Annotated in this window: 18 protein-coding genes; 10 read left to right on the top strand and 8 right to left on the bottom strand. The window is 72.3% G+C overall.

Annotation, left to right across the window (positions count from 1 at the left end; genetic code table 11):
* Positions 1-26 precede the first annotated feature (26 nt).
* A complete protein-coding gene (locus ACFSKW_RS19450; protein WP_379573678.1) occupies positions 27-737 on the top strand; it encodes a sulfotransferase family protein in 711 nt (236 codons plus the stop codon).
* An 80-nt stretch (positions 738-817) separates the two neighbouring features.
* On the opposite strand, the gene ACFSKW_RS19445 is transcribed toward ACFSKW_RS19450, so the two are convergent.
* Positions 818-1312 carry a DUF3145 domain-containing protein gene (locus ACFSKW_RS19445; RefSeq protein WP_379573677.1) on the bottom strand — a complete coding sequence of 165 codons (495 nt, stop codon included), beginning with the start codon at positions 1310-1312 and terminating at the stop codon, positions 818-820.
* 174 nt (positions 1313-1486) lie between these two features.
* Between ACFSKW_RS19445 and ACFSKW_RS19440 the strand changes: the two genes are divergently transcribed.
* Genes ACFSKW_RS19440 through ACFSKW_RS19425 form a run of 4 tightly spaced genes read left to right on the top strand, consistent with a single transcriptional unit; the run spans position 1487 to position 6158 of the window.
* Positions 1487-2509 (top strand): S8 family peptidase, encoded by a 1023-nt coding sequence (locus ACFSKW_RS19440; RefSeq protein ID WP_379573676.1) that lies wholly within the window; start codon positions 1487-1489, stop codon positions 2507-2509.
* Positions 2510-2551: 42 nt separating this feature from the next.
* Positions 2552-3106: an RNA polymerase sigma factor gene (locus ACFSKW_RS19435; protein WP_379573675.1), complete on the top strand. Its 555-nt coding sequence runs from the start codon at positions 2552-2554 to the stop codon at positions 3104-3106.
* Complete coding sequence (locus tag ACFSKW_RS19430; protein ID WP_379573674.1) at positions 3103-3549, top strand: hypothetical protein; 447 nt, start codon at positions 3103-3105, stop codon at positions 3547-3549. The genes ACFSKW_RS19435 and ACFSKW_RS19430 overlap by 4 nt, the downstream gene beginning before the upstream one ends.
* Positions 3546-6158: a CHAT domain-containing protein gene (locus tag ACFSKW_RS19425; protein WP_379573673.1), complete on the top strand. Its 2613-nt coding sequence runs from the start codon at positions 3546-3548 to the stop codon at positions 6156-6158. Before ACFSKW_RS19430 ends, ACFSKW_RS19425 begins: the two co-directional genes overlap by 4 nt.
* 118 nt (positions 6159-6276) lie before the next feature.
* On the opposite strand, the gene ACFSKW_RS19420 is transcribed toward ACFSKW_RS19425, so the two are convergent.
* The 4 genes from ACFSKW_RS19420 to ACFSKW_RS19405 all read right to left on the bottom strand — a co-directional run bounded on the left by ACFSKW_RS19420 (position 6277) and on the right by ACFSKW_RS19405 (position 12734).
* Positions 6277-7083, bottom strand: coding sequence for a sulfurtransferase (locus tag ACFSKW_RS19420; RefSeq protein ID WP_379573672.1), 807 nt, complete (start codon positions 7081-7083; stop codon positions 6277-6279).
* Positions 7080-8249, bottom strand: coding sequence for an alkaline phosphatase family protein (locus tag ACFSKW_RS19415; protein ID WP_379573671.1), 1170 nt, complete (start codon positions 8247-8249; stop codon positions 7080-7082). The genes ACFSKW_RS19420 and ACFSKW_RS19415 overlap by 4 nt, the downstream gene beginning before the upstream one ends.
* An 897-nt stretch (positions 8250-9146) precedes the next feature.
* Complete coding sequence (locus ACFSKW_RS19410; RefSeq protein WP_379573670.1) at positions 9147-9737, bottom strand: DUF5998 family protein; 591 nt, start codon at positions 9735-9737, stop codon at positions 9147-9149.
* Between the two features lie 153 nt (positions 9738-9890).
* Entirely contained in the window at positions 9891-12734 is a 2844-nt protein-coding gene (locus ACFSKW_RS19405) for a bifunctional acetate--CoA ligase family protein/GNAT family N-acetyltransferase (RefSeq protein ID WP_379573669.1), read from the bottom strand.
* A 158-nt stretch (positions 12735-12892) separates the two neighbouring features.
* On the opposite strand from ACFSKW_RS19405, the gene ACFSKW_RS19400 reads away from it, so the two are divergent.
* The gene (locus ACFSKW_RS19400) at positions 12893-13786 is read left to right on the top strand and encodes a carbohydrate kinase family protein (protein WP_379573668.1); all 894 of its coding nucleotides are present in this window, start codon (positions 12893-12895) and stop codon (positions 13784-13786) included.
* A gap of 53 nt (positions 13787-13839) precedes the next feature.
* Positions 13840-16485 carry an ABC transporter substrate-binding protein gene (locus tag ACFSKW_RS19395; RefSeq protein ID WP_379573667.1) on the top strand — a complete coding sequence of 882 codons (2646 nt, stop codon included), beginning with the start codon at positions 13840-13842 and terminating at the stop codon, positions 16483-16485.
* Positions 16486-16495: 10 nt separating this feature from the next.
* Here the strand turns inward: ACFSKW_RS19395 and ACFSKW_RS19390 are convergent, their stop codons facing one another.
* On the bottom strand, positions 16496-18583 hold the full coding sequence (locus ACFSKW_RS19390; RefSeq protein ID WP_379573666.1) for a RecQ family ATP-dependent DNA helicase: 2088 nt from the start codon (positions 18581-18583) through the stop codon (positions 16496-16498).
* A gap of 106 nt (positions 18584-18689) precedes the next feature.
* The gene (locus tag ACFSKW_RS19385; RefSeq protein WP_379573665.1) at positions 18690-19514 is read right to left on the bottom strand and encodes a TauD/TfdA dioxygenase family protein; all 825 of its coding nucleotides are present in this window, start codon (positions 19512-19514) and stop codon (positions 18690-18692) included.
* A 130-nt stretch (positions 19515-19644) separates the two neighbouring features.
* Here ACFSKW_RS19385 and ACFSKW_RS19380 point away from each other — a divergent pair, with 130 nt between their 5' ends.
* The 3 genes from ACFSKW_RS19380 to ACFSKW_RS19370 all read left to right on the top strand — a co-directional run bounded on the left by ACFSKW_RS19380 (position 19645) and on the right by ACFSKW_RS19370 (position 24181).
* The gene (locus tag ACFSKW_RS19380; RefSeq protein ID WP_379573664.1) at positions 19645-21015 is read left to right on the top strand and encodes an alpha/beta fold hydrolase; all 1371 of its coding nucleotides are present in this window, start codon (positions 19645-19647) and stop codon (positions 21013-21015) included.
* Between the two features lie 10 nt (positions 21016-21025).
* Positions 21026-21601 carry a GNAT family N-acetyltransferase gene (locus ACFSKW_RS19375; protein WP_379573663.1) on the top strand — a complete coding sequence of 192 codons (576 nt, stop codon included), beginning with the start codon at positions 21026-21028 and terminating at the stop codon, positions 21599-21601.
* A gap of 81 nt (positions 21602-21682) precedes the next feature.
* Entirely contained in the window at positions 21683-24181 is a 2499-nt protein-coding gene (locus ACFSKW_RS19370; RefSeq protein ID WP_379573662.1) for a DNA gyrase/topoisomerase IV subunit A, read from the top strand.
* A gap of 51 nt (positions 24182-24232) precedes the next feature.
* Here the strand turns inward: ACFSKW_RS19370 and ACFSKW_RS19365 are convergent, their stop codons facing one another.
* Complete coding sequence (locus tag ACFSKW_RS19365; RefSeq protein WP_379573661.1) at positions 24233-26110, bottom strand: beta-galactosidase; 1878 nt, start codon at positions 26108-26110, stop codon at positions 24233-24235.
* Positions 26111-26181: the final 71 nt, after the last annotated feature.

Here is a 26181-nt window from a genome sequence, read left to right as displayed (position 1 = left end):
GGCTACACCCCGACCGGAGGTTCGACGTGTTGCACGTGATCGGCGCGGGACTCCCGCGCACCGGAACCAGTTCGATGAAGGCCGCGCTCGAGCGGCTGGGGGTCGGCCCCTGCTACCACATGTTCGAGATCCTCACCAAGCCCGACCACGTCGACAGGTGGCTGCCCGTCCTGTCCGGCGAGCCCGTGGACTGGGACGAGGTCCTCGACGGCTACCGGTCCACCCAGGACTGGCCGGCCAGCCACTTCTGGCGCGAGCAGGCGGCGGCCTACCCTGGGGCGAAGGTCGTCCTGACCGTGCGGGATCCGCATGGCTGGTATCTCAGCATGCGGCAGCTGATCGCCAACGGGCCTGGCAGGGACCTGCCCGACGACCTGCCCGAGCCCGCCGCCACCGTGTTCGGGTCGATGCGGCGCCTCGCCCCCGTCATGGAGCTGATCGTCGCCTCCACCTTCGGCGAGGGCTACAGCTTCAGGACAGGCATGCCCGAGGAGGAGGTCGCCGTCGCGGCCTTCCACCGCCATGTCGCCGCCGTCAAGGAGAGCCTGCCCGCCGACCGGCTTCTCGTCTTCGACGTGCGCGAGGGCTGGGAACCGCTGTGCCGGTTCCTGGACGTCGCCGTGCCCTCCGGCGAGCCCTTCCCGCACCTCAACGACTCCGAAGCGATCAAGAAGACGATGGAGCGCCTGGTCCAAGGGGGCGACATCACCTCGCCCTTCGGCCCCGGTCCTGCCTGACGCCACCCCCGGCTCTCCTCCGCCCACGCAAAACAGCCCGTGAGCCTGGGACCGGCTCACGGGCAGGGGGAGGCGAGAGGTCAGACGGCGGCGTGCAGCCAGCGGACGGGGGCGCCGTCGCCGGCGTAGCGGAAGGGCTCGAGCTCCTCGTCCCACGGCTTGCCGAGCATCTTGTCCAGCTCGTCCTCCAGGACGCACCGCCCCTGGGCGGCCATGAGCATGACCGCGCGCAGGCGGTCCTCGGGGATCATGATGTCGCCCGCCGCCCCGATCACCGCGGTGAAGGCCCCGAGCGTCGGCGTGTAGGCGTGCCTGGAGCCGTCGACACCGGGCGAGCCGTCCTCGGTGATCTCGAAGCGGATCCGCTGCCACCCCATGAGCGAGGAGGTGATGGCCGCGGCGATACCCGCTCGTCCTTCCCACTCGGCCTGTGCGCGCACGACGTTCGGCGCGGCCGGTTGGGGCGTCCACGTCAGGTCTACGGGCACGCCAAGGACACCCGCGACTGCCCATTCGATATGAGGGCACAGCGCGGGCTGAGCCGAGTGGACGTACAGCACGCCACGAGCAGACACCGGACCTCCCGTTTCGGTACGAGGTGCGCCTTCCCCAACGGCCTCGTCCTGGGATGATCACAAGTGACTAGGGAGAGACTACCGTCGGTCGCCGCCCGGTGCTAGTGGGGGGCTATACCAAGATGTTGCGGCTGGGGCACGTGACGCCTGGTCCGGCAGGGAAGATATCGGGCCATGGACATCCAAGCCGTCGGCGCGGCGCTCATCCGACCAGGCCAGATCCTCACCGAGCGCGGCGCCACGTCCGCGGCCGAGCAGTGGACGCAGGCGGTGGCCGAGGCCGAGGGTGTCTTCCGCATCATGCTGACGCCGGGCGTGGATCCATGCGAGATCGCGCTGCGCCTGCGGGAGGAGGGGTTTCGCGCCTCTCCCAACCACGTGCTCACCGGGCAGCCGCTGTGGTTCGGCGGCCCCGCCTCCAGGCCCTTCCCCTCCCCGCCGGTGGACCGGCCCTCCGGCAAGGGCCCGCAGGTGACGGTCGGCGTGCTCGACACGGGAGTGGCCGCCCATCCCTGGTGGGCCGAGAGCGACTGGTACGGCCGGCTCGGCCCCGAGGCCGCCGACCGGCCCACCGACGGCAACAACGGGAACGGCAACGGCGGGCTCGCCCGGCAGGCCGGGCACGGCACGTTCGTCGCCGGGCTGATCCAGCGCCGCGCCCCCGCCAGCGTGCTGCGGGTGGGCAGGGTGCTGGGCGCGGACGGCATCGGCGACGAGGCGGGCCTGCTGCGCGCGCTGCACCGGCTGCGCGAAGATCCGCCGCAGGTGCTCAACCTCTCGCTCGGCTGCCACACCTTCGACGACGAGCCCAGCAGCCTGGTGGCCAGCGCTCTGGGCGCGCTGCCGGACACCGTCACGGTGGCCTGCGCCGGCAACACCGCCTCCGACCGGCCGTTCTGGCCCGCCGCGCTGCCCGGCGTCGTCGGCGTGGGCGCGCTCGGTGTCACCGAGGAGAGCGCGACGCCGTACTCCGGGTTCGGCCCATGGGTGGACGCGTGGGCCAGAGGCGAGTGGCTGGCCAGCGCCTTCCTCGAGTGGGGCGAGTTCGCCGGCTACGCGCGGTGGAGCGGAACGTCCTTCGCCGCCGCGCTGGTGTCGGGCGCGTTCGCCGCCGAGCCGTCGGCGCGAGAGGCAGCCGACCTCCGAGGTTCACGGGAAATTCCTGATCTCGGAGTTCTCGTCCCCGCGGGTCTGTAGAGTTTACGCTCAGTCCTCGTCTCATTACGAGGAGGCAACAACGTGAGCGACGCCCGTCTCCCGGAGGAGCTGCTGACAGCGGCTGCCGACGGCGACCACTCCGCCTGGACCGGCCTCGAGGACCGGTTCGGGCAGCGGATGTGGTCGGTCGCTCGCGCGTGCGGGTTGAACGAGGCCGACACCGCCGACGCCGTGCAGGGCGCATGGTTGCGGCTTCTTGAGCACCTTCACTCGATCAGGGATCCGGCGAGCGTCGGCGCCTGGCTGGCCACGGCCGCCAGACGCGAGGCGCTCCAGATCAAGAGGAAAGGGATGGGGAATCACCCTTACCTCTGCCTTCCCGAAGGCGGTCCCATCGATCCCGACCCGGCGTCGGCCGTCCTCGAGGCCGATGAGGGACGTCTGCTCTGGCAGGCGGTGTCTGATCTGCACGAACCATGCCGGACCCTGCTCCGCCTGATGGCCACCGTTCCCGACGCGGGGACGCACCAGATGGCGGTTCGGCTGGGCGTGCCGGTCGGCAGCGTGGGCCCGACCCGCCTTCGCTGCCTGCAGAAGTTGCGCACCCGAATCTCACTAGAGGAAGCGGTGCCATGAGTGGCGACGAGTATCTCCTGGCCGCGCTCCGCATCGCCGCGGGGCACGACCCGATTCCCGCCCACGTCTCGGCCGCCGCCCGTGACGCGTACTCCCTCCGGCTGGCCCAGGTGGTCACCGCCGGGCCCGTGGAGTGCGTGGCCACGAGGGGCACTCGTGACGCGGACGGGCCGCGTATGGTCAGGTTCGCCACGGCGGACCTCTCCTTCGATCTGGAGGTGACCATCGGGGACGGTCTCATCGATGTGGCAGGGCGGGTGTCACCTCATCCTGGTGACGGGGCCACGATAGACATCCGCACACCACATCTCACGGTCTCTCGCGACCTGCGGGAGTCCGGCCAGTTCGCGGCGACGGGCTTGCCGCCGGGCTGGTTCAGCGTGGTCTGCCACCGGCCGGGGCTCACCCCTGTGGCCACCGGTTGGGTGCGGATCCGTCCGTGACGAACAGGCTGGTCGCGATGGCGGAGGACGCGATCCTCCAATCCGGTGTCGACCCCGCGCGGGCACTCGCAGACGCCCGCGCCGTTCACGCCGCCGCCGAGGGGATAGGCGCCGTCGAACCAGCCGTCGTCGCTCTACGCGCCATGGCGCTGGCCTCCAGGGAGCTTGGCGACCTGGAGGCCAGCGAACGACATCTGCGCCAGGCGATCGCCACGGGAGGCGCACCCGCCGATCGCCTGGCCCAGGCCAGGTTGTCCCTGGTGACGGTCCGCACCCAGCGCGGTCACCCGCTCCAGGCGCTCCGCATCGCCGCGATGGCCTGGGCCTACCTGTCACCTCTCGACCGGGCCAAGCTCGACACCCAGCGGGCGGTGGCGCTAGCCCACCTGGGCCGCTACCAGGAGGCCGTGGCCTCCTGCGACCGCGCGATCGCCGTCCTCACCCAGGCGCCCGGCACCATCGACGACCAGCGCTTCCTGGCCGGCGGGCTGCTCAACAGGGGCCTGGTGCACGCCTACCAGAGCCGCTGGTCACAGGCCACCGACGACATCGCCGCGTGCCTGCGGCTGTCCCAGAGCGCGGGGCTGGCCCATCTGGCCCGCCTCGCCGCCGCCAACCTGCCCTTCCTCGCGGTACGGCAGGGCGACGTCCCCACGGCCTTCGCCCACTACCGGGCCTGCGAGGACACGCTGTTCGGCTTTCCCGAACGCCTGGCCACGATGCGCGCCGACTTCGCCGGAGCCCTGCTGGCCGCGCAGCTGCCGGGCGAGGCGAGGGCCATGCTCAGCCTCGCCGTACCGGAACTCGAAGCGGCCGGCGCGCACGCGGCGCTGGCCGATGCCAGGCTGCTGCTCGCCCAGGTGGAGCTGCTGACCGGCGACGCCCGCCAGGCGCTGGCCGTCGCCCGCAGGGCCGAGGCCGAGCTGCGCGCCCACGGCCGCGAGAGCGCCGCGCCGCTGGCCGCCGAGGTCGCGCTGCGCGCCAGGCTCGTGCTCGAACCGCGCTCGACCGGCCTGACCACCGAGCTACTGGCCTGCGCCGACGAGCTGGCCGCCTGCTCCTACCCGGCGGGCGCGGCCGCCTTGCGGCTGGCGGCGGCGGAGCTGGCGCTGGCCATGGGCGACACGGAGACGGCCACGGCGCAACTGGCCCGCCTCGACCCCCGCTCGGCCTCCTCGACGGGCGCGGCCGCGCGGGAGGCGCGCCGCCTCGCGCCCCTCATCGACGCGCCCACCCTGGCCATGCGGCGGCTCACCAGGCTGGCCTCCGCGCAGCAGGCCGAGCATCTGGCCGATGACGACGACGGGCCCGACGAGGTGCCGTCGCTGGTGCGCTGGCACGCGGCGGCGCTGCTCGCCGGGGTCGACGGCGACCACACGGATGCCTTCGCGGCGGTGCTGCGCGGCCTGTCCGACCTCGGGGCCGACGCCGAACGGTTCGACGATCCCTCGCTCAGGGCACACCGGGTGCGAGCGGGCGGGCGGCTGGCCTCGTTCGGGCTGGGCCTGGCGATCTCGCGAGGCGGTCCCGAGGCGGTGTTCGGGTGGGCCGAACGCTGGCGGGCCGTCTCCGGCGGCCGGCCCTCCGCGCCCTCGCTCGGCGCCGTGACGGCGGCGCTCGACGGGGCCGCGCTGGTGGAGTTCCTGTGCCACGACGGCGAGCTGCTGGCCGTGGTGATCACCCCGTCGGGATGCGAGCTGCGCAACGTCGCCGACATCACGAACGTGGCCGAGGCGGTCATCAGGCTGCGGTACGGCCTGCGGCGGGCCAGCTTCGGCGACGGCGCGGGCGATCATGGGGATCCGGTGGCGGCCGAGGCCTCATGGCTGGAGCGGGTCCTGCTCGGGCCGATCGCCGACCTGGTCGAGGGCCGCCCGCTGGTGATCGTCCCCGCCGGTCCGCTGCACACGCTGCCGTGGTCGACGCTGCCGCTCCTGCGCGCTCTCCCGCTGAGCGTCGCCCCGAGCGCGGCCGCCTGGCTGTCGGCCCGCGACCGCCACGAGGCGCGGCTCGGGGCCGGCGGCTCGCTCGGCGGAGGCGAGCCGCTCGTGGTGGCGGCGTCAGGGCCAGGGCTGGAGCACGCCGAGGAGGAGGTGCGACGGGTACTGGCCGCCCACCGGCGTGCCGAGCGGGTGCCCGCCCGCACCGCCGACGTGGCCTCCGCGCTCGGCAGGGCCGACGTGCTGCACCTGGCCGCCCACGGCACCTTCCACTCCCGCAGCCCGCTGCTGTCGAGCATCGAGCTGGAGGACGGGCCGCTCATGGCCTACGACCTGCTGCCCCTGACCATGACGCCGAGCCTGGTCGTGCTGTCGGCGTGCGACTCGGGGATGGCCAGGGTGCCCGCCGAGGGGGCGCCGCTCGGCCTCGCGGGGACGTTCCTCTCGCAGGGCGCCTCCTGCGTGGTCGCGGGTCTGATCCCGGTGCCCGACGAGGAGGCGCTGGCGCTGATGACGGTCTTCCACGGCCTGCTCGCCGAGGGTGGGGCTCCCTCGGCGGCGCTGGCGGAGGCCTCGTGCAAGACGGGAGTGCTCGGGTTCGCCTGCTTCGGCGCGGGCGGGCACCCCGTCGTCACCGTGGAGGACGGTCGGGTGAAGGCCAACCGGTGACGGCGGGCGCCTGGGCAAGCCGGCAGGTGACGACGAGCCCGGCCGGAGCGCGTCAGCCGGTGGCGACGGGCCCGGCCGCAGCTGGTCAGCTTGGTGACCACCGGCCGACCAGGGCGGGTCAGCCGGTGGCGACGGGCCTGGCGGGGTCGCTGATCCAGTGGGACCAGGAGCCGACGTAGAGCGCCGCGTGGACGCCCGCCAGCTCCAGTGCGAGCACTTCGTGCGCGGCCGTCACGCCCGACCCGCAGTAGGCGCCTACGTCGGCCCCCTCCACCGCGCCGACGGCGTCGAACCGGGCGCGCAGAGCAGCGGGTTCGAGGAAGCGGCCGTCAGGTCCGACGTTCTGGTCGGTGGGCGCGCTCACCGCGCCGGGGATGCGCCCCGCCACCGGGTCGATCGGCTCGACCTCGCCGCGGTAGCGCTCGGCCGCGCGGGCGTCCATCAGCACGCCGGAGCCCGCGAGCTCGCCCGCCTGCTCGGCGGTCAGCATGGGCATGCCGCCCGGCCTGGCGGTGAAGTCGCCCGACACGTCCGGCTCCTCCTTGGAGACCGGCAGGCCCGCCTCGGCCCACGCGCGGAATCCGCCGTCCAGGACCCTGACGTCCTCGTGCCCGAAGTAGCGCAGCGTCCACCACGCCCTGGCGGCCGCCATGGAGTCGGCGTCGTCGTAGACGACCACGGGACGGGAGCTGCTCACACCGAGCCTGCGCATCGAGGCCGTGAAAGCCTCCGCCGAGGGCAGCGGGTGACGGCCGCCCCCGTTCGGCGGCCCGGCCAGGTCGGCGTCGAGGTCGCAGTAGACGGCGCCGGGCACGTGCCCCTCGGCGTACAACTCGCGCCCGGACGGGCCGCCCCGCCGGTAGCGGACGTCGAGCACGCTGGCTCCCTCCATCGCGGCCAGCTCCGCCGGGTTGATCAGGGTCATCGGGTGGATACCTCCAGTAGTGGGATGTGCTGCTCGGCGGCGGTGAGCGAGCCGTGGTAGCCGGTGAATACCGCCTCGACCGGATGGGTCTCAGAGGCGAGGATGGCACAGTCGGTGTACGGCACGGCGACGACGTCGCCGATCCTGCCCAGCCATTCGCTGCGCACACCTGGGCCGAACCAGCCCGAATCAACCGCTTCCTGCCTGGACACGACCCACGCCTTGCCCTCCAGCAGCTCACGCCAGGCCTCCAGCACGGCAGGGGCGGCGCCGGGCTCGGTGTAGACGTGTCTGGCCCTGGCCTCCCCTCCGAACATCGCCACGCCCGCGCTCAGCCCTGGCGTGGTCTGGGCGTCGATCTTCTCCTCGGCGTTGATCATGCCGTGGTCGGCCGTGACGTACAGGGCGGCGCCGGGCGGCAGTGCCCCGGCCAGCCGCTCGGCCATCCTGTCGACGATCTCGAGCTGGTCGAGCCACTGCGGGGCGCCCCAGCCCACCATGTGGCCCGTGGCGTCGAGGTCGCCGTAGTAGACGGTGACGTGGGCGCGCGGGGAATCGCGCAGCGCGGCCCGTACTCCGGCCACCCGCTCGTCCACCGTGTCGGCGGGCACGTAGCGGACGCCACGGTAGACGGCGTCGGTCAGGCCCGTCCCCTCGAAAGCGGCGGGCGCCACGTAGCTGGCCACGATGCCGGCCCTCGCGGCGCGCTGGTAGACGGTCTCGGCCGGCTGCCAGGTGCGCGGGTCCATGGGCGGCATGCCCCTGGGCAGGGTCCAGCGCAGGCAGTTGAACAGGTGGTTCCGTCCTGGAACGGCCAGCGTCAGGCCCAGCATGCCGTGCTCGCCGGGCGGCAGTCCCGTGCCGAGCGTGCACAGGCTGGTCACCGTGGTGGCGGGGAACCCGGCGGTCAGGGCTCGCGCCCTGGTGGAGGCGAGGAAGGGGGCGCGGTCGGCGTGCGCGTCCAGCAGCCTGGCGCCGAGGCCGTCGACCACGAAGACGCACACCCGGTCGACGGGCTCGAGCCCCAGCACGTTGGCGTCGGCAGGGGCGGCGCCGAGCGCGGCCAGGAGGGAGCCCGGCAGGTCGGCGAGGGAGGCGCCGCCGTAGGCGGGGACCAGGGGCGCCCGGTCGTGACGCTGTACGGCCGCGGCCCGGTTGTCGTCCATCAGGCACCTCGCTCGCGTGGATGTCTGGAACCGTTCTAGCGGGCCCGCCCGCCCCGCGGTAGGGGGCGGGCTCGACCGATCAGGACGGCTCGCCCGCCCGACGCGCACCGGGCGCCCCGACTCCGGCCTGCCGCCCGCCCTTTCGGCACCGCGCACCCGACCCTTCGGCATCCACGCACGCAACCCATCGGCCCCACGCACCCGACCATCGGCAGCCCTGCACCCGACCCATCGGCCCCACGCACCCGACCCATCCGCAGCCCTGCACCCCGAGCCTTCGAGAGCCCTGCACCCGAGCCATCGGGTGCCACCCGCCCGAGCCTTCGAGAGCCACGCGCCCACCCCTTCCGCGTCCACGCGCCCGGCCTTTCGCCAACCGTGCGCCCGGCCTGTCGACGGCCGTGGTCCTGCCAGGAGCGGCGCGGAACGCGGCGGACCGCGGAAGGCTCGAGACACGCGTCCCGGGCGGGGTACGTGACCTCGGGCGGGACGCGCCCATTCCAGACGGGACGCGCGCCACTCCAGGCGGGACGCGCGACCCCGGGCGGGATACGCGACCCCGGGCGGGATGCTCAATCCCGGGGGGATGCGCCGCCCCGGGGGATGCGCCCACGCTGGCGAGGGTCGCGCTCCCGGAACGGGATTCGCGGTCCCGCGTAGGAGTTGATGGCCCCGCGCGGGATGCTGCACCCCAAGCGGGTGCTCCACCCCAAGCGGATGCTCCACCCCAGGTGGGATGGGCCATCCCAGGTGGGATGCGCCCGCCCTTGGCAGGCAGTCGCCGACGCGGAGATTCGCGGTCCCGCATGAGGGTCGCCGGTCCCCGCATGGGGCCGCGTGGGGGTCGCGGTTCGGATGGGGTGGAGGGTGCGGGTGAGGGGTGGAAGAGCGGGTGGGTCAGGTGGCGGCGCGGGCCGTGGCCTCGGACAGGGCCTTGGCGAAGGCGAGGACGTGGCCCACCGCCTCGGGGCCGTCGGCCGCCTCGCTGACGCGCAGCGACAGGTCGTCGGCGGTGATCGCGCCGGTGTAGCCGTGGTCGGCCTCGCAGTTCTCGTCGCCGCACGTGGCGGGCTCGAGGTCGACGTGAGAGATGGCGCCCCATCCGATGGTGAGCGTCACCTCGGTCGGCGGCACGCCGGGAACGTAGGACGCCGGGTCGGGCACGACCCTGGTCACCGCGACCGACTGGACGCGGGCCAGCCGTACCGCCTCGGTGGTGGTGGAGGCGTGCGAGGCCGAGACCCCCTCGGCGGGCGGGTGCTCGTCGGTGTGGCAGACCAGCAGCCGGGTGCCCGTCAGGACCAGGACCGTGACGTGCCTGCGCACCTCCATGGCCGGGTCGAACGTGGCTTCGTGGTGCACCACGTAGGCGGTCACCGCCTCCTTGCCCAGCGCGGATTCGACCGCATCGGTGACGAGGTCGGGATAGTAGCCGCTGCGCTCGATCGCTTCACGCAGGCCCGCGGCTGAGACTCGGGTTTCCCTCATGGCATCCATCCTGCCAGCCCCCGGGCACCGCTCACACTCGCGCGACAAACCACCACATATCCGGATAATTACCTTTAGTGCAATTTGAGGGCAAACTTTGTGGTTAATGGGGGAATGTAATTACCGCCATTGATCGGAGCAACGAGCTGGAGCTCAGGCCAGGCGACGGGGGCCGCCGTCGCGCCGCGGACCCTCGGGGCTCCTGAGGACGGCACGCGCGCCCAGCACGAGCACCTCCGACTCCCCCACGAGCACGGGATCCAGGTCGAGCCGTGACACCTCCGGCAGGTCGTTGGCCAGGCGGCCGACCCTGACGAGCAGTTCCTCCAGCGCGCCGACCGCGACGGGCGGGTAGCCGTACTCGCCGAACAGCAGCGGCGCCGCCCGCACCGAACGCACCAGGCCCGCAGCGTCCTCGCCGGACAGCGGGGCGAGCCGGAAGCCGCGGTCGCGCAGCAGCCTGGCGGTCACCTCGCCGAGCCCGAAGGAGACGACCGGCCCGAATGCGGGATCCTCCAGCACGTTCACCACGGTCGGGACCGCGGGCTGGGGCGCCATCCGCTGCACGGCGAGCACCACGTCGGCGCCGAGCTGGCCCGCGAGGTCGGCGTAGGCGTGGCGGACGGCTCCGGCCGAGGTGAGCCCCAGGCGTACGGTGCCGGCGCGCTTGGCCGCCTCGGGGTCGGCCGCCTTGAGCACGACGGGCCAGCCGAGGCGTTCGGCGGCCCCGACCGCCTCCTCCGGAGTGGCGACGACCTCGGAGGGCCAGACGGTCAGGCCGTAGCAGGCGAGCAGCTCGCTCGCGTCGATCTCGACGGGACCCGTTCCGGTCTCCCCGCCCTGCCGCTCACCGTCGGATGAGGCGGCCCCGGGTGAGATCACCTCGGCGGCACCGGGCTCCTGTCCGGCGATGGGCTCCTGCGCGGCGCTGGGATCCGGGGCGGCGCTGGTCTCCTGTGTGACGCTGGTGCGGTGCGCGGGGCGGGGCTCCGGGGCGGGCTGGTGGTCGGTGGCGGGCTGGTGATCGGTGGCGGCGGTGGTGAGGGCCGACGCGACGATCTCGCGGGCGGTCTCGGTGTCGAGGCGGTCCAGCTCGGGCGGCGCTCCAGGCGGCTGCTTGCGCCAGAGCGCGTACCTGACGACGTGGGCCAGTGCCCTCACCGCCTCCTCCGGCGCCGCGTACGACGGCACAGAACCGCGCTCGGGCAGCGCGGACGGGTCGGTGCGCAGCTCCGGCGGCATCCCGAGCTGCCCCTCGAACGTCGCGAGCACGGGCTTGCCCGCCTGCCGCGACACCCGTACCAGTTCGGCCGCCACGGACCTGGCGTCGCCCGGGATGGGCGGCATGTAGATCACGACGGCCGCGTCCACGTCGGGGTCGGCGAGGACGCCCGCGAGAGCCGTGCCGAACTCGGCGGCCCCCGCGGTCGCGCCCAGGTTCACCGGCGGCCTCGGCTCCAGCTCGGCGCTGACGCAGGCGTCGACGGCCAGCAGGCCGAGCGCGTCGGAGTTGCTGACCAGCCCGACGCGCGGCCCGGCGGGCAGCGGCTGGCAGGCGAGGAGCTGGCCGACGTCGAACAGCTGGATGAGGTCGTCGACCCTGATCACCCCCGCCTGCTCGAACAGCGAGCTGAGCGCGCTGTCCTGCAGGCGCAGCGCGGAGGCGGAGTGGCCGATGGGCACGCCCTGGGTGGTGCCGCCGCTCTTGACCACCACGATGGGCTTGCTGCGGGAGATGCGCCTGGCCAGGCGGGTGAACTTGCGCGGGTTACCCAGCGACTCCAGGTAGAGCAGGATGACCTCGGTCGCCTCGTCCTCCTCCCAGTACTGCAGCAGGTCGTTGCCCGACACGTCGGCCCTGTTGCCCGCGGAGACGAAGCTGGAGATGCCGATGCCGCGCTGGGCCACCCGCTGCAGCAGGGCGGTGCCGAGCGCGCCCGACTGGCTGAAGAAGCCGACCCTGCCCCTGCCGGGGACGGTCGCGGCGAGCGTGGCGTTCAGCCGTACGGAGGGATCGGTGTTGGCGATGCCGAGGCAGTTGGGCCCGACCACGCGCAGGCCGTACGCGCGGGCGATGCTGGCGAGCTCGTCCTGGCGCGCCCGCCCCTTCGGCCCCGTCTCGCCGAAGCCCGACGAGACCACGACCAGCCCGCGCACCCCCTTCTCCGCGCATTCTTTGACCACGTCGATCACGCTGTCGGCGGGTACGGCGAGCACGGCCAGGTCGACCTCGCCGTCGATGTCCTTGACGCTCGGATAGGCCCGCACGCCCGCCACCGCCCGCACCTCGCGGTGGACGGGGTAGACGGGTCCTGTGAAGTCGGCGGCCAGCAGGTTGCGCAGCACGGTCTGGCCGACGCCGCCCGGCTCGCGTGAGGCGCCGATGACCGCGACAGAGCCCGGCGTCAGGAGCCTGGCGATCGAGCGGGCCTCGGCGCGGTGCTCGCGCGAGGCGGTGACCTCGGCCGAGGTCTCGGTGGGAGTCAGGTCGAGCGTCATGCGGACCACGCCGTCGGCGAAGCGGCTCTGCGCGGTGTAGCCCACCTGGCGCAGGACGCCCATCATCCGCATGTTGGCGGGCAGGACGTCGGCGATGAAGGTCTCGATGCCGCGCTCGCGGGCGGTGGCGGCCAGGTGTTCCAGCATGACGGAGGCCACGCCTCTGCCCTGGTGGGCGTCCTCGACGAGGAAGGCGACCTCGGCCTCGGCGGGGCTGACCCTGTCGTAGCGGACGACGGCCACCATCTCGGTGCCGATGGTGGCGATGAGCGCGACCCTGTCGACGTAGTCGACGTTGGTGAAGAAGGTCACTTCCCTGTCCGACAGCCTGGGCCGCGGCCCGAAGTAGCGGAAGTAGATCGACTCGGCCGACAGCCTGGAGTAGAACGCGCGGAGCCGGTCGCCGTCGGCGGGCCTGATCGGGCGCACGTGCGCGGTGCCCCCGTCGGCCAGGACGACGTCCGCCTCCCAATGGGCCGGATACTGGGTTGCCTCCACAGTCCCGAGCGTAGACCTGCGCCCCAGGTGCGGCGCCCGTTGGGCAACGCTTGTGCATCGACTATGAACGCGTGTCCGGTGTCTGCCCCACGAGCAGGCCTGAAGCTGTTAAGTTTTTCGGCGTCAGGCGCGAAGGATTGCAGCAAGGCGGTGACATCATGACGCGGGTCGTGGTGGTGGGCGATCTCATGACCGATGCGGTCGCGCGCGCCCGCTACGCGCTGGCCAGGGCGAGCGACACCCCGGCGATCGTCACCATGCATGGTGGCGGCTCGGGGGCCAACATCGCCTCGTGGCTTGCGGTCGAGGGTGCGGAGGTCGCTTTCATCGGCCGCCGAGGCGCCGACATCACCGGACGCAACCGCGACATGGAGCTCATGGGCTACGGCGTCGACGCCAGGCTCGTGATGGATCCCGAGCGTCCCACGGGCACCTGCGTGGTGCTCGTCACGCACAAGGGCGAGCGCACCATGCTGTCCGATCCTGGCGCCAACGCCGCATTGTCGCCGGAGGACCTGCCGCGCGACCTGTTCAACTCGGGTGGCCACCTCCATCTGTCCGGTTACACGCTGATCAACGAGGGCTCCCGCGAGGCCGGTCTGGCCGCCCTCGAGATGGCCCGCAGGTCCGGCATGTCGATCTCGGTCGACTGCTCCTCCTCCGCGCCGCTGGAGCGCACGGGCGCCGAGCCGTTCCTCGAGTGGACCAACGGCGCCAAGCTGCTGTTCGCCAACGCCGACCAGGCCAAGGTGCTCACCGGGCGCGACGACCCCGAGGCGGCCGTCAAGGTGCTCACCGCGTGGTTCCCGCAGGTCGTCATCAAGATGAACGTCGACGGCGCCCTCTGGTACACCAACGGCAGGCCGGAGCCGGTCAAGGTCGCCGCCGAGCCGGTGGACCGGGTGGTCGACGGCACCGGCGCGGGCGACGCGTTCGCCGCGGGGTTCCTGCCCGAGTGGCTGGCCGGTAAGCCGCCCGCCGAGGCGCTGGCGGCGGGCTGCCGCCTGGCCTCGAAGGCGATCTCTCACCTCGGGGCTCGCCCCCGCCTCTAGCGCCACCTATGGTGGATACTCCTGATGTCGCGACAAGGGAGTGAAGAACCCGCGTGCGTGCGTTACGGCCGGGCGATCCGCACATGGTCGGCGCCTACCAGGTCACCGGGTTCCTCGGTGAGGGCGGCCAGGGCAGCGTCTACCTCGGTCTCGCCCCCTCGGGCGAACCGGTCGCGATCAAGATGCTGCACGCCAGGTTCGCCGACGACGCCTCGGCGGTGCGGCGCTTCAGGCGCGAGGCCGAGGCGGCGCGCAGGGTCGCGGAGTTCTGCACGGCCAAGGTGCTGGAGGTCGGCGCGCTCGACGACCAGCCGTACATCGTCAGCGAGTTCGTCGACGGCCCTTCGCTGCAGCGGCAGGTTGCCGAGTCGGGGCCGCTGACGGGCGCCTCTCTGGTACGGCTGGCGGTCACGACGGCCACCGCGCTGGCGGCGATCCACCGGGCGGGGGTCGTCCACCGCGACTTCAAGCCGAGCAACGTGCTGCTGGCCGCCGACGGCCCCAGGGTGATCGACTTCGGCATCGCGCGGGCGCTGGACATGAGCCAGAGCCTGACGACGAGCGTGGTGGGGACGCCCGCCTACATGGCGCCCGAGCAGTTCCACGGCGACACCACACCCGCGGGCGACGTCTTCTCGTGGGCGGGGACGATGGCCTACGCGGCCACGGGGCGCGGGGCCTTCGGGTTCGGGTCGCTGCCGGTGGTGATGCATCGGATCCTGGCGCTGGAGCCCGACTTGTCGGGCGTGGGAGAGCCGCTGCGGGAGCTGCTGTGGGCGTCGCTGGCCAAGGACCCCGCGGCGCGGCCGACGGCCGAGCAGCTGGTGCGGGCGCTGATCGGGTTCGGCTCGGGCGCCCAGGCACCGGTCCCCGCGCCGCCCTACCCCCCGCTGCCGCACGGGGTGACGCCGGCGACCGCTCCGCGGTACCCGCACGGCCCGCCCGCCCCTCTGCCTCCCGCCAGGTATCCGGTGTCGGGGGCGGTGGCGGAGAAGCCGGGCCGGTGGCCGAAGGTGCTGGTGCCGATCGGGGCGGCGGCGATGACCGTCCTGCTGGGGGTCGCGGTGTGGGCGTGGCCGCGCACGAACGCGGACGGTGGCGGCCAGGTGACACCCCAGTCCGCCCCGACGCATCGGCCGGCGGCCTTCAACGCGGCGCTGACCGGGGTGGTCGCCCCGTCCACCAGGAAGGGCGGCACGCTGCGCATCGGCACCACCGCCGCCCTGGACGACATCGACCCCGCCAACAGCTTCAACACCGAGCTGTGGAACTACGGCCGCCTCTACGGGCGGTCGCTGACCATGTACAGGCCCGCACCGGGAGCCGCGGGCACCGAGGTGGTCCCCGACCTGGCCGAGAAGCTGGGCGAGACCTCCGACGACGGCAGGACCTGGACGTTCACCCTCAGGGACGGGCTGCTGTTCGAGGACGGCACGCCGATCACCTCGGCGGACGTGAAGTACGCGGTCATGCGGTCGGCGGACAGGGAGCTCATGCCCAACGGCACCGACGCGATCGTGCGGCTGCTCGACATGCCCGGTGCCTACACCGCCGCCGACGCGGGCAAGGCGATCAGCACCCCTGACGCCAGGACCGTCGTCTTCAGGCTGAAGCACCCGATGTCCAGCTTCAACCAGCTCGCGACGCTGCCCGTCACCATGCCGGTGCGCATGGGCTCCACGAAGCCGCTCTCCTCCGGCCCCTACAAGGTGGGGGCGAGGAGCGGCACCTCCGTCACGCTGGTCCGCAACGCCCACTGGAGCGGCGCCGGCGACCCTCACAGGACGGCGTTGCCTGACCGGGTCGAGCTCACCTGGAACATGAACGCCGAGGAGGCCGGCAGGAAGCTCCTCTCGAGCGAGCTGGAGGTGATGTCGACACCGGCGAGCGCCACCCTCGACAAGGTCAGGGCCGATCCGGCGCTCAACGTCCGGAGCGACGCGCCGTCGATGAACTTCCTGCGTTTCCTCGCCGTCAACACGCGCCTCGCGCCGTTGGACAGGGCCGAGTGCCGCAAGGCGGTCCTGGCCGCCGTCGACAGGGCGGCGCTGCACCGGGTGTACGGCGACGGCCCCTTCGGCACCGAGATCGCCATCCGCCTGCAGCCGCCGTCGATGCCGGGACGGGGCGAGCTGGACGACCCGCGCCCCCTGGCGTCGGCGGCCCGGCCGCCCGAGTCGTGCGGGAAGGTCTCGTTCACGCTGCTGACCAGGGACGGCGAGACGGACGTCTCGGCGGGCAACGTGATCCGTGACAACCTCGCGGCCGCGGGTATCGAGGTCACGGTCAAGAACGTGCCGCTGCTGGAGGAGATCGACACGCTCGGCAACCCGGCGGCGCACACCAAGCAGAAGGTCGGGCTGGTGATGCGGCGGTGGTCCCCGGACTGGCCGGACGCCGACCCGATGCTGTCGCCGCTGATCGACAGCAGGGAGATCGTCGAAAGCGGGTTCTCCACCAACCTGGGAGTGCGGCTGACCCAGGTGGACCGCCTGATCGACCAGTCGCGCAGGACGCTCGACCCGGAGGCCAGGGCTCGGACGTGGCGGCAGGCCGAGCGGCTGGTGCTGGAGGAGGGACTGGTGCTGCCGCTGCTGTGGATCAAGGGAGGGTTGATCAGGGGGAAGGGGGCGACGAACGTGCACGTCAGCGCCGTCTACCACGACTACGACGTCACGACGATGGGCGTCGCCCCCTGACGCCCGTCGGTCAGGAGGTGGTGGCCAGGGCCAGGGGCAGGACGGCGGGCGCGCCCGCGTGCCGGACCAGCGCCGCGGCGAGCGTCATCGTCCACCCGGTGTCGACCCGGTCGTCGATCAGCAGCACAGGCCCGCCGCACTGCGCGATCGCCGCTCCCAGCTCCTTGGGCATCGCCAGCGTCCCTCTGATCGCCTGCACCCGCTTGGCACTGTTGAACTGCTGGCCGGGCGAGCCCGCCCGGTAGCCCAGCTCGCCGAGGTAGGTGAGCCTGCCCACCTGTGCCAGGCGTTCGGCGAATCCCCTGACCAGCAGCGGGCGCGACGCCGACGGCACGTTCACCACCGCGACGGGCCGCTGCTTCCACTCCCAGGCGGCCAGCACGTGGACGACCGCCTTGAACATGTCGTCGGCCATGGGCGCGTCGGGCGCGTTGAACAGCTCGCGCAGCCTGTTGCCCCACCCGATGTCGGTCAGCCTGCCGAGCGCCCTGCCGGGTTCGGCGCCCAGCTCCGGCTTGATGCGCCCGGACAGGTCGGCCAGCCCTGTCGGCCACTGCCTGCGCGCCTCGACCTCGACGCCCGGCCTGCTCAGCGCCTGCCTGGCGCTCTCCACGGCCACCGCGGCGATCTCCGGCGAGCGGTGCGCGCCCGTGCAGTTGTCGCACCGCCCGCACGGCGTGGCCGCCTCGTCGTCGAGCCGCCTGCGCAGGTACTCCTCCCTGCACTCGGTCGTGGTCAGGTAACCGAGCATGGCCTCCTGCTCGGACCGGCGTTCGGCGGCGATCCTGGCGTACCGCTCGGCGTCGTAGGCCCACTCCTCGCCGGTCGCCGTCCAGCCGCCCTTGACCCTGCGGACCGCACCGTCGACGTCGAGGACCTTCAGCATCATCTCCAGGCGGCTGCGGCTGAGGTCGACGACCGTCTCGAGGGCCTGGGTGGACATCACACCGCCGTTCTGCTCCAGCGCCTGGAGCGTGGCCCGGACGACCGGCTCGGGCGGGAAGGCGAGCGAGGTGAAGTACGCCCAGATGTCGCGGTCCTCGGTGCCGGGCAGCAGGATGACCTCGGCTCGCTCCACGCCGCGGCCCGCACGGCCGACCTGCTGGTAGTAGGCCACGGGCGACTGCGGAGCGCCGACGTGGATGACGAAGCCCAGGTCGGGCTTGTCGAAGCCCATGCCGAGCGCGCTGGTCGCCACCAGCGCCTTGATCTTGTTGTTGAGCAGGGCCTCCTCGGCGGCCAGGCGCTCGGCGGGCTCGGTCTGGCCGGAGTAGGCGGCCACCTCGTGACCCTGGTCGCGCAGGTGGCCGGCGATCTCGTGGGCGGCCGCGACGGTGAGGGTGTAGACGATGCCGGACCCCGGCAGCTCGTTGAGGGTCTGGGCGAGCCAGGCCAGGCGCTGCTCGGCGCCGGCCAGCCGTACGACGGACAGGTGGAGGCTGTCGCGCTCGAGCGGCCCGCGCAGGACCAGCGCGTCGTCGCCGCCCAGTTGCTCGGCCACGTCGCGGGTGACGCGCGCGTTGGCGGTGGCGGTGGTGGCGAGCACGGGGATGCCGGGCGGCAGGTCCTCGAACAGGGTCGCCAGCCTGCGGTAGTCGGGGCGGAAGTCGTGGCCCCAGTCGGAGATGCAGTGGGCCTCGTCGACGACCACGAGCCCCGCGCTCTCGGCCAGCTCGGGCAGGACGTTGTCGCGGAAGTCGGGGTTGTTGAGCCGCTCGGGGCTGACCAGGAGCACGTCGACCATGCCCTCGGCGACGCGCCCGTAGATCTCCTCCCACTCCTCGGGGTTGGCCGAGTTGATGGTGACGGCGCGGATGCCGGCGCGCTCGGCGGCGGCGATCTGGTTGCGCATCAGCGCCAGCAGCGGGGAGACGATGACGGTCGGCCCCTCGCCCAGCTCCCTGAGCAGCGCGGTGGCGACGAAGTAGACGGCCGACTTGCCCCAGCCGGTGCGCTGCACGACCAGGACCCTGCGCCGGTCGACGACGAGCGCCTCGATCGCCGACCACTGGTCGTCACGCAGCCGCGCGTGATCACCCGCCAGAGCGCGGAGATGGGCTTCGGCTTCTTCCCGCATCATCGCGACCGCTTCAGTCATGTGCTCCTTGTTACCAGGTCCCGCCGACGAATTCTCCCGCGAGCGGTGTTCCAGGACAGGACCGGCGCTCTCCGGGCCGCGCCCGCCCGCGGCCCGGCGAGGCGGATCAGGCGGGGTCGGCGTGCTCGGGGAAGGCGTTGACGGTGACGCGGTGCATGCGACGCCGCTCGGTGTAGTCGGCGACGGCGTAGTGCTGGGTGGAGCGGTTGTCCCAGAAGGCGAGCGTGCCGGGACGCCATCTCAGCCGCACCTGGTACTCGGCGGAGCGGATGTGGTCGATCAGCAGCGGGAGCAGCGCCTCGTTCTCCCTGTCAGAGAGGCCGACCAGGCGGGTCGTGGACGACCGGTTGACGAACAGCGCCTTGCGTCCCGTCTCGGCGTGGGTGCGAACCACGGGGCGTACCAGCGGCGGCCACTTGGCCTGGACTTCGGCCAGGTCGAAGGGGTGCCCCTTCGAGATGGCCTTCTTCATGGAGGCCGTGATGTCGTGCACGGCTGTCAGCTCGTCGCACAGGCGTTGCAGAGGTGGCGAGAGGGTCTCGTAGGCGAGGTAGGTGTTGGCCCAGAGCGTGTCGCCCCCGACGCTGGGCAGTTGGACGCAGCGCAGCAGGGAACCCATCGGCGGGGTCGGCTCGAAGGTGTTGTCGCTGTGCCACTCGTCGCCGCCCTCGCCTTTGGGGTCGGTCTGGTCGAGCACATGGATGGGGCTGGCGCCGTCCTTCTTGAAGGCGGGATGGTTCAGCGTGCCGAAGTTCAGCGCGAACTGCAGGTGCTGCTCGTCGTCGATGTGCTGGTCGCGGAAGAAGAGCACGAGGTGGGTGAGCCAGCCTTGCCTGATGGTGGCGACCTCTTCCGGCGATAGCGGTTTGCGCAGGTCGACGCCGGTCACCTCGGCGCCGATGTGCTTGGTCACCGGATGGAACTCGATCATGACGCCTCCAGGGGATCTCCTCTCCGGGACCGTACTTGCCAAGCAATTGCTTGGTCAAGACAACGGCGGGTGAGTGATGTCAGACCGTGGTCTGATGTGCGGGAACCAGGGATTCGGCAGCGTGTCCGGCATGATCGCACACGCCGTTCTGACTCTTGCGCTGCTGGGGCCCATGCCCTCGGCCGCCCTCGATCCCTCTCCCGCCCCCTCCGCCTCGGCCTCCGTGCCCGCCGAACGGATGGAGAGGCTGGAGGTCACCGTCCCCGTCGACTGGTCCAAGCCCGAAGGGCGCAGCCTCACTCTCAAGGTCGGCAGGCTGCGCGCCACGGGCCGGTCGGCCGGGTCGGTCCTCATCGCGTACGGCGGGCCCGGCGCCCCAGGGATCAGGCTGACGGAGTCCATGCCCCAGATGTGGGCCGACCTGCGCAAGCGGATGGACATCGTCACCTGGGACACCCGCGGCTACGGCGAGCAGTTCCAGGGCACCAGCACGGGACTGCCGTGCGTCTGGACGCGCGTCCCGATCCCCGCCTTCCCGCGCGACGACGCCGAGTTCGCCAGGATGACCGACACCAACAGGGGCATCGCCGAGGCCTGCCGCAACCGCGACCCCGAACTGTTCGCGAACATGAGCTCGGCCGACCACGCCAGGGACATGGAGGCGATCAGGAAGGCCCTCGGCGAGCCGAAGCTCACCTTCTACGGCGCCTCCTACGCCGGCTTCTACGGCCAGGCCTACGCCAGGCTGTTCCCCGGCAAGGTCCGGGCGATGGTCCTGGACGGCACATGGAACCACGCCACCGCCGACTGGACCCGGGAGCTGGAGGACACCGCGCGGCAGAACGAGCAGGCCATGGGCCGATACTTCGTCTCGTGCGAGGCGGCGGCGTGCAAGCCGTCCTTCTGGCGCCGGCTCGTCGCCAGGGCCGACCGCTCCCCCGTCCCCGCCGGGGCGGGCGTCGCCTACGACGGCCGCGACCTGCAGGGGCTGGCGATGGGGTTCGTCCGGCAGGGACCGGAGGGCTGGAAGACGCTGACCGCGGCGATCGAGAAGGCCGCACGCGGCGACGCGTCGGGCTTCGTGCCGCCGCGCGGCCTGCGCTACCCGGACGTCGCGACGGGCGTCACCGAGTGCGTCGACTGGCCGCGCTTCGGCACGCGCAAGGAGATGGCCGCGACGGTGGCCAGGCTGAACGCGATCGCGCCGAGCACCGGCACCGCGAACACGCTGGCGACGGCCACCCTCACCTGCGTGGGGTGGCCGGTGAAGGTGACCAACCCGCCGAGCCCGCTGCCGAAGGGGCTGCCGCCGCTGCTCGGCGCGGGCGCCTGGGGCGAGTCGGACGCCGTGGCGCGGGTGCTGGCGCAGGTGCCGGGCAGCGGCCTGGTACGGCACGAGGGGCCAGGTCACACGCTCTACCCGAGCAACGCCTGCGCCAGGGACCACGTCAACCGCTACCTGACGGACCTGGTCGTCCCTGCCAAGGGGACCACGTGCTGAAATATCGGGCGTGGATGTCATCACCTCGTATCTCGAGCAACGCTCGCCCGACGCGCTGATCCCGGCCAAACCACCTCGGCTGCCGGTCGAGGTGGTGCGGGCCGAGGTGCCCTCTCCCGAGTTCAGCCGGTTCTTGTACACGGCCGTCGGCGGCGACTGGCAGTGGACGGGACGCCTCACCTGGACCTACGACCAGTGGATGGAGTACCTGACCAGGCCCGGCATCGAGACCTGGGTCGCCTGGCACAGGGGCACCCCCGCCGGCTACGTCGAACTGGAGCCGCAGCAGGGCGCGCAGGTGGAGATCGCCTACTTCGGGCTGCTGCCGTTCGCGATGGGCGGGGGCGTGGGCGGCCACCTGCTCTCGGTCGGTACGGCACGCGCATGGGACCTGGCCTCACGCTGGCCGGGGCTTCCCGCCACCGAACGCGTGTGGCTGCACACCTGCTCGCTCGACGGGCCTGCCGCGCTGGCGAACTACCTGGCACGCGGCTTCCAGGTGTACGACGAGCGGCTGAACGAGCCCGGCGACGTGGACGAGGGCGAGACCCCGGGACCGTGGCCCGGCGCACGCCGACCGTCCTGACGCGGGGCACTTTCGACCGCGAGCCGGGCAAACACGTGGCTGAGTCGCGTGCACCCAAGATTCTTCGGCACAATGTTCGACATGGCCCGACGGACGACCACACCCCCACCTGACGAGGACTTCGAGGAGCGGATCGTCGACATCGACGTTTCCGCTGAGATGCGCACGAGCTTCCTCGAGTACGCCTACTCGGTGATCTACCAGCGCGCGCTGCCCGACGCGCGCGACGGGCTCAAGCCCGTCCAGCGGCGCATCCTCTACTCGATGAGCGAGATGGGCCTGCGCCCCGACCGCGGGCACGTGAAGTCCTCGCGCGTCGTCGGCGACGTCATGGGCAAGCTCCACCCCCATGGCGACAGCGCCATCTACGACGCGCTGGTGCGGTGCGCCCAGCCGTTCTCCATGCGCATCCCGCTGGTCGACGGCCACGGCAACTTCGGCTCGCCCGACGACCTGCCGGCCGCCATGCGGTACACCGAGGCCAGGCTGGCGCCCGCCGCCATGCTGATGGTGCAGTCGATCGACGAGGACACCGTCGACTTCAAGCCCAACTACGACGGCCAGGAGACCGAGCCGACCGTCCTGCCGTCGGCCTTCCCGAACCTGCTGGTCAACGGCACGACCGGCATCGCGGTCGGCATGGCGACCAACATGGCGCCGCACAACCTCGTCGAGGTCGTCGCGGCCGCCCGCCATCTGATCAAGAAGCCCGACGCGACGCTCGACGAGCTGATGAAGTACGTGCCGGGGCCCGACCTGCCGACGGGCGGCACGATCATCGGGCTGCAGGGGGTCCGCGACGCCTACGAGAGCGGGCGCGGCACCTTCCGCATGCGCGCCAAGTGCGCCGTGGAGCAGACGACCCCGCGCCGCAAGGGCATCGTCGTCACCGAACTGCCGTTCAACGTCGGCCCCGAGCGCGTGATCGGCAAGATCAAGGAGCTGGTCAACGCCAAGAAGCTCCAGGGCATCGCCGACCTGAAGGACCTCACCGACCGGCACAAGGGCCTGCGCCTGGTCATCGAGATCAAGAACGGCTTCATCCCCGAGGCCGTGCTGGAGGAGCTCTACCGGCTGACGCCGATGGAGGAGTCCTTCGGCATCAACAACGTCGCGCTGGTCGACGGCGAGCCGCGCACGCTGGGCCTGCGCGAGCTGCTGAAGGTCTACGTCGAGCACCGGCTCGAGGTCGTGCGGCGCCGCTCCGAGCACCGCAAGCGCAAGCGCGAGGAGCGCCTGCACCTGGTCGACGGCCTGATCATCGCGCTGCTCAACATCGACGAGGTCATCCAGGTCATCCGCTCCAGCGACGACTCCGCGCAGGCGCGCGCCCGCCTGATGGAGGTCTTCGACCTGTCGGAGATCCAGGCCGCCTACATCCTCGACACGCCGCTGCGCCGCCTGACCCGCTTCGACAAGCTGGAGCTCGACAGGGAGAAGCAGACGCTGTCGGAGGAGATCGCCGATCTGAGCGACATCCTGTCCTCCGATGCCCGGCTGCGCCAGGTGGTCTCCGGCGAGCTGGCCGACGTGGCCAAGAAGTACGGCACGCCGCGCCGTACCGTGCTGCTGGAGTCGTCGGGCGTGACGCGCAGCGCCGCGGTGACGCTGGAGGTCGCCGACGACCCCTGCCTGGTGCTGCTGTCGTCGACGGGACTGCTGGCCCGCACCAGCGACGCCTCGCCGCTGGCCGGTGGCGCCGAGCGGTCGGCCCATGACGTGCTGGTCTCGGCGGTGCGCAGCTCCGTCAGGGGCGACGTGGGCGTGGTGACCTCCCATGGCCGGATGATCCGCGTCAACGTGGTCGACCTGCCGACGCTGCCGCCCTCGGCGAATCCGCCCTCGCTGTCGGGCGGCCATCCGATCGCCGAGTACGTCTCGCTCAACCCCGACGAGGTCGTGGTCGGCCTGGGCTCGCTCGATCCCGACAGTCCAGGGCTCGCGCTGGGCACCGCGCAGGGCGTGGTGAAGCGGGTCGTGCCCGACTACCCGGGCAACCGCGACGACTTCGAGGTCATCGGGCTGAAGGACGGCGACGTGGTCGTCGGCGCGGTGGAGCTGGAATCGGAGGAGCACGACCTGGTGTTCATCACCTCCGACGCGCAGCTGCTGCGCTACCAGGCCTCGGTGGTGCGCCCGCAGGGCCGCCCGGCGGGCGGCATGGCCGGCATCAGGCTCGACGGCGGGGCCACGGTCGTCTGGTTCGGCGCGGTCGACCCCGCCCAGCCCTCACAGGTGGTGACGATCGCCGGATCGGCGACGGCGTTGCCCGGCACGCAGGTGGGCGGCGGCAAGGTGTCCGACTACGCGGAGTTCCCGCCGAAGGGCAGGGCGACGGGAGGCGTGCGGGCGCAGCGCTTCCTCAAGGGTGAGGACGTGCTGCTGCTGGCGTGGGCGGGCCCCGGGCCGGCGAAGGCGGTGTCGGCGGTGGGCAAGCCGGTGCCGCTGCCCGAGGAGATCGGCAGGCGCGACGGGTCGGGGCTGCGCCTGACCCACACGATCGCCGCGATCGGCGGAGCGCTGCGAGCGGTCGGGGGCGAGGAGCCGCCGGCCGCGCCCGAGGAGCCCCAGCCCGCCTGAGCGCCGGCCCTGGCCCCCGCTTTCGAGCGGGGTCCAGGGTCGTAGGGAACGTCACAGGGAGTAGAGGTCGCCCGCCTCGACCGCGGCGAACCGCGTGCCCCCGAACGCGATGGCGGCGGGAACGGCGGAGTCGAGGAAGGCGTTGACCCCCTTGACCAGGTGATCGTCGAGCCTCCCTCCGGCCAGCCTGGCCACGGCCGCGCCACCGCGGCAGGTGACGACCTCCAGCCTGTCGCCACCCACCTCCACCCCGATCGGCTCGTCGTTGTCGCTGTGCGCGAGGACCGTGAGGTAGCGGACGCCGCTCGACGGATGCGCCCTGAGGTAGACGTCGGCCCTGCCGCGCACCACTCGCGCGGCAGGAACGGGCAAGGGCTGCGCCTCACCTGACAGCGCGCCGGCCAGCACCGCGCACGGCCGCGCGTCCTCGTCCTCGACCGGGACCTCGCCGTCGACCAGCACCCGCCCGCCACCGGCGACGTGGTCGGCCAGCAGTCGCTGGACGGCCCGGTGCATGCGCCTCCCGCCTGGCACCGTCACCGTTCCGTGCGCCGCCAGCCGCTCGGCCGTGGTGTGCTGCAGGTCGAGCAGCGCGTAGTCCAGCCCTGCCACGCGCATCCTGTCGTGGTAGGCCCGCAGCGCCGCCCCGCACGCCCCGGTCCCCGCGTACGGCAGGTAGAGCCCGAAGGCGCCGCCTGTGGCCGGCACGCACTCCAGGAACTCCGCCCCGTGCCTGCCGAAGAAGTCCGCCAGGGCCTTGACCACCGGCGCCTTCTCCGTGGCGGTCCCGTCCGCGGCGATGGGGGCGCAGTCCGGGTACGGCGGAGCGTGCCCGGCGTCCAGCTCATCCGTCCACCACGAGGTGTTCACGCCGGTGTAGACGTTGAACCCGGTGGCCCCTGCCGCCATCGCCAGCAGCGTCTGGTGGAAGCTCGTCGTCGCGTCGGCGTAGGCGCGGTCGTAGAGCTCGGAGAAGCCCCAGTTCTCCTCCATGTTGGGACCGGGGGCGAGCTTGGCGGCGATCACGTAGCGGGCGTGCGCGTCGGCGTCGGCGGAGACCACGCCCATCCAGTTGGTGAAGCCGTAGTGGATGTCGTCCCAGGTGGCGGGGCGTACCCTGGCCAGCCAGTCGTCCAGGTGCGCGACCGTCGGCGGGTTGAGGTTGACGACCACCGGCACGCGGCAGCCGACCGCGTCGGCCCATCGCCGGTAGACCTCGGCGAGGTAGTCGGCGTGGAAGCGGCCCCAGTCGGCGCCGGTGGGCGGGACCTGTTCCCATGAGGTGATCGTGGCGTCGTGCAGGCGGTTGTACTCCTGCGGCGTGCCGTACCAGTGCTGGAGTCTGGACCGGAAGAACGCCAGGCCGGAGTCGCTGTAGTCGTAGGAGGTCAGGGGCAGCGCGCCGTTGGTGTACAGGCCCTCGTTGGCGATCTGCATCATGATCACAGGGCCGTCGGGGTGGGTGGCGGCGTCCAGTACCTCCTTGCCGACCGCCGCGAGCCACTGCGCGGTCCTGTCGAAGAAGGCGGCGCCCAGCGGCGCGGGCAGCGGCAGGCCGCCCCAGCGCAACGGCTCCCCTGCGGAGTCCAGCACGGGCTCGTAGGAGGCGACCCAGTCGGGCAGCCCGCCGTAGTTGGTCTCCGCGTGGATGAAGGGGCCGGGCTTGGCGATCACCTTCAGCCCCAGCTCATGGCAGAGCCCGAAGAAGGCGATCACGTCGGTGAAGTCGGGAGCCACATCGGGATCGGGCTGGTGGTGCCGCCACGGGATGTAGCTCGTGATCACTTCCACGCCCAGATCGTCGCGGAGCGCCCGCAACCTGCCGGCCCAGTCCGAGGGCCGGTCCCTGTAATAGGGGTAGTCAGCGGTCACCAGCACTCTGGGCGTGCCGTCGACCACGACCACACCCTCGCGAACCTCAATGCTCATAGCGGCACTTATTTCACATCTCGCAGTAACTCGCTACACCTCGCGCTGACTTAATTCACATCGTGACCTAA

It is taken from the genome of Nonomuraea mangrovi, assembly GCF_042681425.1.
Taxonomy (GTDB): Bacteria; Actinomycetota; Actinomycetes; order Streptosporangiales; family Streptosporangiaceae; genus Nonomuraea; species Nonomuraea mangrovi.
This window is presented reverse-complemented; position numbering and strand designations above follow the sequence as displayed.